The sequence below is a fragment of the Planctomycetota bacterium genome (assembly GCA_016235865.1).
Classification (GTDB): Bacteria; Planctomycetota; MHYJ01; order JACQXL01; family JACQXL01; genus JACRIK01.
Genome location: JACRIK010000021.1, coordinates 229933 through 241667, shown reverse-complemented (window position 1 = coordinate 241667; position 11735 = coordinate 229933). Strand labels below are relative to the sequence as shown.

Below are 11735 nucleotides of genomic sequence, written 5' to 3'. Positions count from 1 at the left end.
GCCTTTACGGCTGGGTTTCAGGTTGTTAAGCCGCAGTGCCGCGATATTTCATGCCTTTGCGGACGGCTCGCCTGATCGCCCGATTGGATATGGCTGGGGTTGGAATCATTTGGATTCATATCTCAAGTCAAGTGTCCGGTTACTTCCGCTTCCTGCGCCGGCCGCTCCGAGTAATTTGGTGGCGACCGCAGTCTCGTCATCCCAAATAAATCTCACCTGGCAGCATAATGCAACGAATGCCAAAGAGTATGTGGTAGAACGTAAGGATAATTATCACAACTATGCACCAATTGCCTGGGTTTCTTTACTCTCAGATAGTGAAACACCTGGTTTGCAGATTAATTTCTCGGATACCGGTCTCATCCAGGATACGACATACACCTACCGCGTCCAGTGTTACAATGAAGCTGGCCACAGTGATTATTCCAATGAACATGACGCTTTGACGTGGTTGGAGGCGCCGTCAAATCTTTCAGTTCATTCCGCCTCTACCGCACAGGTGGACATTAGTTGGACGAATAACTCACCTGCCGCAGAGGGTTTTACAATAGAGCGTATGGATGTCTATCACAAGTTCATTCCAATAGCTACGGTTGGTTATGGCGTGACCTCTTATTCAGATACCGGCTTGGAACAAAATACCAGATATAATTACCGGGTTCAGGCACATAAAACAGGAAATACCAGCGACTATTCTCAAGAGACCTATGGCGATACTATGCAACTTACGACTGGTTATATTATGGATTCGCTCAAGCACTATTACCAAAACGGACAGATTAAGAATTATGGGATATATAATTCCCTCGTATCAAAATTACAATCAGCCCATGATGCAATGATGCGAGGTGACTGGAATGCCTACCAAAATAAGATGCAGGCATTCATAAAAGAGGTTGACGCCCAGGCTGGTAAGGGAGTTGAACAACAGGCGGCAGCGGAATTAAAGCAAGAAGGTGGGACCGTAAGTGTTTACAGAGCAGAAATAAAAGGACCGGACGGAAAATCACCTCCGCATCCCTTTTTACCGGTCTGTATGCCTGTTACATTCACCGTGATACTGCCGCCTATCAGCGGAACCTGGGGTGTTACGGCAACCGATAGTTCAGATGTAGATATCCAGGGCGATACATCAGGAACAACTTCACCATCTGGCCCGGCAACACGGACTTTCACAGTACATGCTAAACAATCAAGTGTTGCAATCAACATAGAGGTGAGTGTAACACCAACCAAAGAAACCGGTGTTCCGGTTGTTCATACAGCACCGGCCATTTCAACTACTTTTGGTACAACGCAAATATTTAGACCGGGATATAGATTAGCAGAAGTAATTACAGATACAACCATTAGTCCAACCCGGGTTACAATAAACGGCCCTCCTATCGCTATCTCTGGAAGTGCAACTATTCACTTAACTATGGATTCAACTCCGGTTCCTCAGGCGTATATAGATGCATGGCAATTAGGCTTCTTGCAAAATGTCATATCGTCTACTAAACGCTATGTTTATTCACCACCGACTCCATCAGTTACGGTAGAAAAGCAACTCAATCCTAACCTTGTCCCGGCATTAGACCATTTTGGACTTGGCGTTCCTATGACTCATTACGGAACAACCTCTTTTAGCGCGGATGGACAAACTAAGGCTAGTCCATTTGGGGATGAACCAGGAATCTGGATAGACACTCAAGATAGTAACGGAACATTAAGTGAAATGTATACTGAAGATATTTTTATTACCTGGTTCATTGCCAAGAATACGATTACGGGAGAAATCAGGTATTTATACTGGTGGAAATGGAGACATATTCAGCATATAAAATATAATAGTGCAACCGGTCAAGCGACTAAACAAGATGACACGGGTATAGTTCACGACCCATCTCAAGATGAGGGTGAAAACAGTGCAGGCACAGAAAGAACGGGAGTAACGCCATCTGTTGGGCCACCATTAGCAAAAGATTTTATTAATAAAGACAATAGTTGGACAAAAACCCAGTAGACGCTATGAAAAAGATGTGGCGACTAACATACGAAGTTATTGTTACAGGTATTTTTATTATTGTTATGCCATCCTGCGCCCACACCTCATCGCCGGTTGGTCAGGTAACCACTGCTGATATCTGTCAGGACTTTAAACAATGCACCGTCTATCCTAAAGAGGAAGCGTTATTCTTCCTGAGATGTGAGTGGCGTGGTATAGAACATTGCCTATCAAACGCAGATTTCTGTGTCATTGCGGATAGGGAAATATTGAAACAAGAACCAGTAGCCCCAAAACCCAAAGTTGATACTGCCAGCGTGGAAAGTAGTCTTTCTGGAATTAAGACTCATAAGTGTGGATATGACCTTTGGGAAAAACGGAAGGTGGATGAAAGAATCAAGATTCATTCCGTCATTTTCGGAGATATCCAGGAAAAAGAAATCCTGATTAGCCGAGTGGTTGACCCGCCTGATTTTGATAAACCGTATTATGATAATTCATTTTTCAGTTACTGGCGATCCTCAAGGGTTCCTATAGCCATCCCACTCGTTCCACCGGTTGATAATAAAAATCAGAAACTGATACTATTCGGTAATAAGAAAGAGAATGATTACCAAATCATCTTTTCATTATGGGAGGGACAGGAAATTATTTCCTTGCAGGCAATTACATCAATAAAGAACTCGTGGTTTAAGGAATCCAGATATATGCGAGATGCTTTTCTGGTAGAGAAGCAAGATTTATTAACCAATTCCAATGACAGTGACTTATTGAGCTACTTCTTTAGAAGATGTCAATCATTGGGCAATATCTCTGAGATGATTGAGTTAATAAAATGCCTGTCCGATGACAACCCCATAATGGCAAACCGTAAATTTCTATCCTATGGATTTTCGCTTTATGTGTTATACGAATTGAATCACCAGATGGACATGCCCGAGAATTTTGGAATATCTACAGTCGGTGCAGGGAGCAAAGTAGTTATGGGTAGATGGATTCTAAACGACTCTCAGAAACAGATATTGATTGACATTGCCAGCAAAAAGTTATCTGAAGTAACAACCATAACAGAAGGTCTTAAATATCTGCGGCTAATCGGAATGTTTACCTACGACCCAAGTGACCATCGACCTACAGATGCGGTGTGGGCAGATGAGAAATGGCAGGAATTTAATTCTCCTACGCCGATAGATTCCCTGTTATTTAAGAAGGTCCCGACTCTTAAGGATAATCTTAAGAAAGCCGCCCAATCGCTCTCCAAACGTTTTGAGAACGACAAGGACTATCCCGAATGGCAGAAATGGGTAAACAAAATATTCCCGGAAGACCAAACCCCAAAGACCATAGAAAAGGCAAAATAGTGCCGGAATGGTATATCATACCACTATCCGGTCTGCCTTGTAGTATCCGCCGGACTGGCTTATAGTACCAGCCGAGTTCGCATGTAGTATACCGTCAGATGACATATACTACCAGCCGGGTCGGCATGTAGTATCCGGCCATTTCGCTCGCACTACCAGCCAAGTTAGCATGTAGTATACCGTTGGATGACATATACTACCAGCCAATCCGGCATGCAGTACCAGCCGGATTTACTCGCACTATACGCCGAGCCGGCATATAGTATCAGCCGGCTTGGCTTGTAGTATACGATGTCTCGGCTTGCAGTAGCCGTGATGCCGGCTTAGAGTATATGTTGTGCCAACAGACCGGAGGGGGTAGGGTACCCCCTCCCCCCTCTAAGATTTAGGCGGATTCTGTCCTTGACGTAATTACCAGCCTGATAACAGGTTAAGGTAATTTACTGAAATATTTTCAGATTTCATCACGATTTCTTGTCACCTTTTCTGTTTTTTTATCACTATATTATAGAGAGAAAGATGAGGAAAGGTTAGGATATGCCTGACCGGAATAAAAGTGAATGACCCAGTAGTCTAAGAGCCAGTATGTTGCTCACGCGCCTACTGGCTCTAAGAGGGGATTTACTTTATGAATATTCCTTGAACTCCGGCCCGTAATTCATATAATCCGTTCTATGAAAAGTGACAGGTTTACCCAGCCCTTGCGTGCGAAGTCGAAACGAAGTCCCGATTATTTCGGGGCAAGAGCTGGGTTCATCGTCATTGACGGACCGGACGGATGCGGGAAATCCACCCAAATCAAGTTGCTCGCACGTTATTTACAACAGCGCAATAAGAAAATATTGGTGGTCCGCGACCCGGGCTCCACCACTATCAGCGAGGGCATCCGTAAAATCCTGCTTAATCCCCGTTATAAAGAGATGACCCCCCTGACCGAACTGTTCCTCTACTTTGCCAGCCGGGCCCAGTTGGTGGACCAGATTATCAGGCCGGCACTTAAGAAGAACATCACCGTCATCTGCGACCGGTTCCTGTCCTCGACCATTGTCTATCAGGGCTATGCCGGACATATCGGCGCTGATAAAATACGGAAAATCTGGGCTGAGGTCAGCGGTAATTTTATACCCGATGTGACCATCATCCTTGATGTCCCGCCGGAAAAGGGATTCGAACGAATCAGGAACAGCCGCGCCTCTCACGACCGGATGGAGCAGAAGGCATTGCTGTTCCACAAGAAGGTCAGGCAGGGATTCATCAAGCTGGTGCAGTCGGATAAAAGAAAATACCGCCTGATTGATGGCACCAGGAGTATCGAGGAAATACAGGCGATGATAAGAAAGATTATCAAAGCATAGAGAGATACACTCTACGCTATACGCCCTACGCTATACGCTATTTATATGTTCTTTAACGATATTATCGGACAGCCGGCGGCGGTGAATACATTCCGGCAGGTGCTGGAGTCCAACCGGTTGAGCCACGCCTACATCCTTACCGGCCCGTCCGGCACGGGCAAGTTCCGGTTCGCCAAGACCCTGGCCAAGGTCTTAATGTGTGAAACCAAGAACACTGACTGGACGCAAAAGGGGAATGACTCATGCCGGGCCTGCAAATGGATTGACAAGAACTGCCACCCGAACCTGAGAATCACCGAGGTGGAAAAAGGCAGCAAAGAAATAAAGATTGAAGCGGTGCGCGAGATTGAAAAGGAGCTGATGCTGATGCCATTTTCCCGGACGCACCGGGTGTTTATCGTCAACCAGGCGGAACGGATGAGTGAGGAGGCGTTCAATGCCTTCCTGAAAACGCTGGAAGAGCCGGTCAAGGATACGGTCATAATCCTGGTCGCCTCCAACCTGGCCTCACTGCCCCAGACGGTCATCTCACGCTGCCAGGTCATCAGGTTCTACCCGATAGAACAATCGCTGGTGATAAAATATCTGGAAGAGCATCTCAAGATAAAACGAGATGACGCCCTGCTGCTGAGCCATCTGGCAGACGGCAGTATCGGAGACGCCTGCAAACTCCAGGCCCAGGGCCTGCTGGAGCAAAGGGAGCATCTTATCACGGGCCTGGCGCGCGATGATTCGGAGCGGCTGACCAAGGATATCATCAATTACGCCAGGAAGAACAGCGAGGATAACGAGGGCCTGCGCCTGGAAATTATCTGGCAGCTGAAGATTATCGGGCTGTTTGTCCGTGACGCCCTGTGGCTGCATCACGGCCTACCTGACAATAAATTGTTAAATAAAGATAGAATTTCAGAAACAAAACAGTATCAAAGGCGTTATAACTATAAGCAGACAGAGCGCCTGCTGGAGCGGCTCCTGAAATCAGAACGGTATATCCGGCTCAATGCCAATTACAGTCTGGTAGTGGAGAGTTTATTCGTTCCGGCCGGCGTAGCTTAAGATTGGAATAAAATATGAACCTATTGACCGTTCGTTATGGCGTATCCCGGTCCGTGGCTAATTTCAAGTATGCCGGAACCGACCTGAAGAAGGGCGACAAGTGCGTGGTCCGGACCGACAGCGGCACGGAAATCGGCGCGGTGTCCTCAATCCCGCAGGAATTAAAGCCGGGCGAGGATGCCGGCAATATCTGGACCGTCCTGCGCAAGATGACGCCGGAAGACCTCAAGGAACTGGACAAGATAAACAAGGAACGGATTCCCCAGATAATGACCCGGACCAGGGAAAAGATAGAAGCCCTGGGACTGGATATGAAACTTTCGCTGGTGGAATATCTCTTCGGGGGCGAGAAGGTCATCTTCTATTTCATTTCCAAGGGCAAGATTGATTTCCGGGAACTGGTCAAGGAGCTGGGCCAGGAATACAAGACCCGGATAGAGATGAAACAGATCGGCGCCCGGGACGAGGCCCGGCTGATTTCCGACATCGGACATTGCGGTTATGAATTATGCTGCCGGGGGTTTGTCAAAGAGATGGGCGCGGTAACCATGAAGATGGCCAAGAACCAGAAGGCCACGCTCGACCCGCTGAAAATCTCCGGCCTGTGCGGCCGGCTGATGTGCTGCCTGCGTTATGAGGATGCCAATTACACCGAAATCCGCAAATCCCTGCCCCGCCGGGGCACCACGGTCAGGACGCCCCAAGGCATCGGCGAGGTGGTGGACCTGGAAGTCATGGCCAAAAAGGTCATCGTGGAACTGGAAGAAGGCCGGACCAGGGTTAAGGTAAACGCCTCGGAGATTCTGGGCGTGGTCAAGGAACCGACCCTGAAGGTGGAGCCGGAGGAAGATAAAGAAGACCATGAGCCCCGTTAGAAACGATTAATGCAATAAAGAGTTAACACATAAATCAGATAAAAGTATGACTGATAAAACTAACAGCGATAAAAACGGTCGTCCCGAAATTGCAGTAGGACGACCTGTTTCTAACGGGGTGAGCAATAAGTATTACATCACCACGCCGATATATTATGTCAATGCCGAACCGCATATCGGAACGGCATATACCACCATTGCGGCTGACGTGATGGCCCGTTATAAGAAATTATGCGGCTTTGAGGTGTTTTACCTGACCGGCACGGACGAACACGGCCAGAAAATCCTGCGTTCGGCCACGGCGGCCGGACTGAAACCCAAGGAATTCGTGGACGGAATTGTCACCCAGTATAAGAAGACCTGGGAGGAACTGAATATAAAATACGACCACTTCATCCGAACCACGGATGAACGGCATGGAAAAGCAGTCCAGGCACTCTTTACCAAAATATCCGATTCCGGCGACATCTACAAGGGAAAATATTCCGGCTGGTATTGCACGGCCTGCGAAAGATACATCACCTTAAAGGAATCGCCGGATAAGAAATGCCCGGTCTGCCAGCGTCCAACCGAATTCTTCGAGGAAGAGAATTACTTCTTCAAGTTAAGCAAATACCAGGATAAGATGCTGGCCCTGCTCAAGGAGCGCAAGGATTTTATCGAACCAACCTCAAGATACAACGAGGTCCTGTCCCGGGTGGAGATGGGACTGGAGGATGTCAGCATCAGCCGGGCATCGTTTGACTGGGGCATCACCATGCCGATGGATTCCAAACATATCATCTGGGTCTGGTTTGACGCCCTGACCAATTATCTCTCCGGCATCGGCTATCCGGACGATGGTTACAAAAAGTTCTGGCCGGCTGATGTTCATCTAATTGCCAAGGATATCCTCTGGTTCCATTCGGTTATCTGGCCCTGTATGCTCATGTCGGCCGGATTAGAGCCGCCCCGCAGGATATTCTCCCACGGCTATTGGACCATGAATTCCGATAAGATATCCAAATCAAAAGGCAATGTAATTTACCCGCGCGACGTAATTGCTAAATTCGGCGTGGACGGGATGCGGTATTTTATGCTCAGGGAAATACCCTTTGGCCAGGACGGCGATTTCTCGTTCACCGCCCTATCCAGCCGCTATCATAGTGAGCTGGGCAACGACCTGGGCAACCTGGTCATGAGAACCGTGGCCATGATGGAAAAATACTATGCAGGCAAGATACCTGCTCCAGCCAATGTGGACCCGGCTACTGAGCCGCTCAAGAAACTCCTGGCATCACTCCAGACTGCCATCATGGACAATATGGAACATCTCCATTTCAGCATTGCGCTGGAAAAGATATGGGAAATCGTCCGCTGGGCCAATAAATATGTGGACGAGACCAAACCCTGGGTACTGGCCAAGGAAAAGTCAGCTCGCTTAAACGATATTATGTATAACCTGGCCGAGACTATCCGGATTATCTCGGTGTATATCGCGCCATTTATGCCGGCCACGGCCGAGGCCATCGCAAAACAATTGAACCTGTCCGGCGCAACGGTCTCGATACCGGCCAGCTTGGCATTCGGCCAGACCCAGGCCGGGACGCAAGTAAATAAAGCTTCACCACTTTTCCCGAGGATAGAAGAACCATTCGCACCATAGTATGGAAAAAGATTCCCTGGATGTTGTGTTAAAGAAGGACGCCCGCTACCAGCGCGAGGCGTATAAGTTCACCTTTGAGGCGCTGGAGTTCACCTTGAAGAAAATCAAGGAGAAACGCCATGTCAGCGGGCAGGAATTACTGGACGGCATCCGCGAATACGCCCTGCAGCAGTTCGGGCCGCTGGCCCGGATGGTCTTCAATAAATGGGGCGTGCGCAAGACCGACGACTTCGGCGAAATCGTATTCAACCTGGTCAATGCCGGGCTGATGGGCAAGACCGACGATGATTCCATAGAAGATTTTAAGGATAGGTATAACTTCGCGGATGTTTTCGGGGTAAAATAATACTATTCCTTTTGGCGCCGAAGCGCCATGGCGCCCTTATGGCGCTCACCCGTCCCGCTTTAGCGGGAAAAATGGAGAATACATTAAATGGACGAAAGAAGTAACAGCCAAAAACAGGATATGCTGGTGGACAAGGTCTTCGGCGGCTGCCGGCTTATCAAAAAGATAGGCGAAGGCGGTATGGGCGTGGTCTATCTGGCCCAGCACCTGGCGCTCAACAAGAACGTGGCTGTGAAAATCCTGCCGCCCTCATTCGCCATAGAAGAGGAACGGGTCAAGAGATTCGTCCGCGAGGCCCGCTCGGCCGCCCAGCTGGAGCACTCCAATATCATCCAGATTTACAATATCGCCAAGCACGAGGATTTCTATTTTATCGTGATGCAGTACGCGGACGGCGAGAGCCTGGCGCGGGCGATAAAACGGGAAGGTAAAATCAAGGCGCTGGAGGCGCTGGATATCGTCAAGGAAGTGGCCTCGGCATTATCCGTGGCGCACCGGAAAAACATTATCCACCGTGACATCAAGCCGGAAAATATAATGATTAATTCCAACGGCGAGGTCAAGCTGATGGATTTCGGACTGGCCCGGGTGCTGGATGTGGCCAGCAACCTCTCGCGCACCGGCGATATCCTGGGCACGCCCTATTATCTCTCGCCGGAACAGGCCCAGGGCCACAAGGTGGACGGCCGGGCCGACATCTATTCGCTGGGCGTGACGCTCTATTATATGCTCAGCGGCAAGAAACCGTTTGAAGGCGATACCACCCTGGCCATCATCCTGAAACACATCAATGAAAGACCGGCGCCGATCAGGAAGGAAAACCCGGAGATACCGGAATGCGTCAGCAACCTGATTAACCGGATGCTGGAAAAAGACCCGGACAAGCGATACCAAACCGCCGACGAACTGGTTGACGACCTTAACCTGTGCCGGGACCGGATTGTGGCCGGCGATTCCAATGCCAAGACAATAACCGCATCGGCTGTGTCTGCGGCCGTTCCCAATGCCCGGACCGGTAAGATTATCAGCTGGAAAATGATTGGACTGGCCGGCGGCCTGGCTTTTGTTATTGTAGTCCTGCTTTCCGTACTCTCAAAAGGGAAACCACCGGCTTCACCCGGGAAAGAACCTCCGTCTAATACCACCGAACAGATTTCCCAGTTGCTCAAGAAAGACCTGGCCAAACGATGCAACGAATTCTATAAACATCTGGTGAATAAGGACTATGCCGGCATCAAACCCTACCTTTACGTACCCAAGTTAACCAGAATATCCGAAGATGAAAGCCGGCAGGCCGGCGTCAGGCTGCTGAAGCGCCGGTATGATTTCTACGAGAAACGCGGCAATAAACTGGTGGAATTCCGGATAAAGAATATCAAACCGCAAGAACCCACCAAAGATACACCTCTGGTCAATGCCCAGGTGGAGTTGGACCTGCTGTTTCACAACACCAAACAACCGCCCAAGCATAAGGATGATTACCTGACCATTCCCCAAACCCATACCTGGCTGATGGAAAATGGCATCTGGTACGTTTACATCCTCCCGAAAGAACAAGAAGACCCGACTGACGAAACCGATGATGCGGATTTCAAGAAGAAAGGGGCGTTTGAGGACTGGGCCAGATTCCTATCCCTGACCGAGGAGCAGAAAAATCAGGCCAAACCCATTATCATAGCCAGCCAGACCGAAGCCCTTAATGTCCTGACCGCCCCGCGAGCTGACGGAACCAATGCCTTCAGCGAACTATCAAAATTAGACGATCCGGCCCTGACCCAGGAGGACAAGCAGGCGCGGATAGCCAGGATTCTGTCGCTCCAGGTGCCGGGCACCCAGGATACTTACCTATCTAAACTCACAAATATCAAATTAAATATGGACATGAAACTAAAAAGAATCCTCTCCGAGGAACAATTCCAGAAATACAAGAGGAAAAATCTGGATGTCTTTGACGTCAATACAAAATGAATCCAATCACCCATTTCCTAATCAGCTGGAATACCGCTGCCCTGGCCGGCGCAGACAAACGGGACAGGATTCTAATTACATTGGGAGGTGTATTACCAGATATAGACGCGCTGGGAATCGTAGCTGACGTGTTATTTCCGTCAAAATACGCCTGGTATTATTATCAGGAATACCATCATCAACTGACCCATAATCTTACCACGGCCGTGGTCGGCGCGCTCGCCGTATTGCTGATGGCGAAAAGGAGGTTATTCACTGCCCTTATCTTCTTTGGCGTATTTAACCTGCACCTGCTGTGTGATTTGGTCGGGGCCAGGGGACCGCGGACTGGCGATATCTGGACTGTGCCGTATCTGGTGCCCTTTTCATCAATGAACCTGAGCTGGCAGGACCAGTGGCCTTTAAACGGCTGGCAGAATTTCGTCATTACTATAATAATGTTCGTGCTGGTCTTTATCCTGGCCTGGAAAAAGGGATTCTCTCCGCTGGAGGTATTCTCAGCCCGGGCAGACAGGTTATTTGTCCAGACCGTTAACAAATATAAACACAATGACAGAAAATAATAAACAATTAGTGAACGATGAGGATGCCATTCTGATGCGGGAGTTCCAGAAGGGCAATAAGGACGCCTTCAACTCACTCTTCGGCAAATACCAGCAGATGGTCTTCGGCGTTATTTCCCGCTATATCAACGACCGCTCTTATGCCGAGGATATGACCCAGGAAGTATTCCTGAGAATCTACAAGGCCCGGGACCGGTACACGCCCACTACCCAGTTCAAGTATTACCTCTTTACCATAGTCCATAATCTCTGCGTCAATGAAATCCGGGACTCATCCCGGCGCAAGACCAAGGCCACGGACTTCTCAGATGACTTCGGCTTCAAGGATAACAGCGAACCGATAGTTGACACCTTCCACCAAAAAGAGGTCCGGCTGGATGTCAAATCAGCCGTTGACTCACTGCCGGCCCAGCAAAGAATGGCTATCATCCTTGACAAGTATGAAGGAATGTCGTATGAAGAAATTGGTCGGACGATGAAACAATCGGTCCCGGCCGTGAAATCCATACTCTGGCGGGCGCGCCAGAACCTGAAAGAACGGCTAAAGAAATATATCAAGGAAGATTAACCAGTAATCAC

10 protein-coding genes are annotated in these 11735 nt (G+C 48.8%); all 10 read left to right on the top strand.

Annotated features, from left to right (window positions below):
* Nucleotides 1-175: 175 nt before the first annotated feature.
* The 10 genes from HZA49_06970 to HZA49_06925 all read left to right on the top strand — a co-directional run bounded on the left by HZA49_06970 (nucleotide 176) and on the right by HZA49_06925 (nucleotide 11724).
* Nucleotides 176-2005 carry a fibronectin type III domain-containing protein gene (locus HZA49_06970; GenBank protein MBI5779182.1) on the top strand — a complete coding sequence of 610 codons (1830 nt, stop codon included), beginning with the start codon at nucleotides 176-178 and terminating at the stop codon, nucleotides 2003-2005.
* Between the two features lie 5 nt (nucleotides 2006-2010).
* Entirely contained in the window at nucleotides 2011-3348 is a 1338-nt protein-coding gene (locus HZA49_06965) for a hypothetical protein (protein ID MBI5779181.1), read from the top strand.
* A gap of 674 nt (nucleotides 3349-4022) precedes the next feature.
* Nucleotides 4023-4703: a dTMP kinase gene (gene tmk / locus HZA49_06960; protein MBI5779180.1), complete on the top strand. Its 681-nt coding sequence runs from the start codon at nucleotides 4023-4025 to the stop codon at nucleotides 4701-4703.
* 45 nt (nucleotides 4704-4748) lie between these two features.
* On the top strand, nucleotides 4749-5759 hold the full coding sequence (locus HZA49_06955) for a DNA polymerase III subunit delta' (protein MBI5779179.1): 1011 nt from the start codon (nucleotides 4749-4751) through the stop codon (nucleotides 5757-5759).
* Nucleotides 5760-5773: 14 nt separating this feature from the next.
* Complete coding sequence (locus HZA49_06950; protein MBI5779178.1) at nucleotides 5774-6634, top strand: hypothetical protein; 861 nt, start codon at nucleotides 5774-5776, stop codon at nucleotides 6632-6634.
* Nucleotides 6635-6752: 118 nt separating this feature from the next.
* Complete coding sequence (gene metG / locus HZA49_06945; protein ID MBI5779177.1) at nucleotides 6753-8279, top strand: methionine--tRNA ligase; 1527 nt, start codon at nucleotides 6753-6755, stop codon at nucleotides 8277-8279.
* A gap of 1 nt (nucleotide 8280) precedes the next feature.
* The gene (locus tag HZA49_06940; protein MBI5779176.1) at nucleotides 8281-8625 is read left to right on the top strand and encodes a hypothetical protein; all 345 of its coding nucleotides are present in this window, start codon (nucleotides 8281-8283) and stop codon (nucleotides 8623-8625) included.
* An 87-nt stretch (nucleotides 8626-8712) separates the two neighbouring features.
* Nucleotides 8713-10593: a serine/threonine protein kinase gene (locus HZA49_06935; GenBank protein MBI5779175.1), complete on the top strand. Its 1881-nt coding sequence runs from the start codon at nucleotides 8713-8715 to the stop codon at nucleotides 10591-10593.
* On the top strand, nucleotides 10590-11156 hold the full coding sequence (locus tag HZA49_06930; GenBank protein ID MBI5779174.1) for a metal-dependent hydrolase: 567 nt from the start codon (nucleotides 10590-10592) through the stop codon (nucleotides 11154-11156). Before HZA49_06935 ends, HZA49_06930 begins: the two co-directional genes overlap by 4 nt.
* Nucleotides 11143-11724 carry an RNA polymerase sigma factor gene (locus HZA49_06925; protein ID MBI5779173.1) on the top strand — a complete coding sequence of 194 codons (582 nt, stop codon included), beginning with the start codon at nucleotides 11143-11145 and terminating at the stop codon, nucleotides 11722-11724. The genes HZA49_06930 and HZA49_06925 overlap by 14 nt, the downstream gene beginning before the upstream one ends.
* The last annotated feature ends 11 nt before the right edge of the window (nucleotides 11725-11735 follow it).

Excerpts from the sequence above, each read along its gene's own strand:
- HZA49_06965 (MBI5779181.1), top strand. The coding sequence starts at position 2,011 with ATGAAAAAGATGTGGCGACTAACATACGAAGTTATTGTTACAGGTATT.
- tmk (MBI5779180.1), top strand. The coding sequence starts at position 4,023 with ATGAAAAGTGACAGGTTTACCCAGCCCTTGCGTGCGAAGTCGAAACGA.
- HZA49_06955 (MBI5779179.1), top strand. The coding sequence starts at position 4,749 with ATGTTCTTTAACGATATTATCGGACAGCCGGCGGCGGTGAATACATTC.
- HZA49_06950 (MBI5779178.1), top strand. The coding sequence starts at position 5,774 with ATGAACCTATTGACCGTTCGTTATGGCGTATCCCGGTCCGTGGCTAAT.
- HZA49_06940 (MBI5779176.1), top strand. The coding sequence starts at position 8,281 with ATGGAAAAAGATTCCCTGGATGTTGTGTTAAAGAAGGACGCCCGCTAC.
- HZA49_06935 (MBI5779175.1), top strand. The coding sequence starts at position 8,713 with ATGGACGAAAGAAGTAACAGCCAAAAACAGGATATGCTGGTGGACAAG.
- HZA49_06930 (MBI5779174.1), top strand. The coding sequence starts at position 10,590 with ATGAATCCAATCACCCATTTCCTAATCAGCTGGAATACCGCTGCCCTG.
- HZA49_06925 (MBI5779173.1), top strand. The coding sequence starts at position 11,143 with ATGACAGAAAATAATAAACAATTAGTGAACGATGAGGATGCCATTCTG.